General features: G+C 64.6%; 1 protein-coding gene. It reads right to left on the bottom strand.

Going from position 1 to position 328, the window contains the following annotated elements; genetic code table 11:
- The coding region (locus tag BN1130_RS22750) for a hypothetical protein (RefSeq protein ID WP_042044151.1) at window positions 1-328 on the bottom strand (328 nt) is incomplete at both ends.

Here is a 328-nt window from a genome sequence, read left to right as displayed (position 1 = left end):
GGGCGGTATCGCTCAGCACCCGGTCGGCCTGGCCGCTCACCTTGAGGGTGTCACCCGCCTTGGCTTCCGCCGGCAGGCCCACTTCGACATTCACTTTGCCGTTGATTTCGGTGCGGTCGATGGTGCCGTCGTTGTTGGCATCTTCGGTGATGACCACCGTCGGCGCGCCGGTCGCGGTGGTGTCGCCCATCACCGCGCTGTCTTTACCTTCAGCCGAAACGTTACCCGCCCCATCCACCAGGGTCGCGGTGACAGTCAGTTTCACGCCGTCCGCCGGACGGTCAAACTCGTAAGCCACCTTGCCGGCAGTGATGTCGGCATCGCTCAG

It is taken from the genome of Aeromonas rivuli, assembly GCF_000820045.1.
In the GTDB taxonomy this organism is placed as follows: domain Bacteria; phylum Pseudomonadota; class Gammaproteobacteria; order Enterobacterales; family Aeromonadaceae; genus Aeromonas; species Aeromonas rivuli.
Note: the sequence above shows the minus strand (reverse complement) of the source record. Positions and strands in the feature narration are given on the sequence as shown.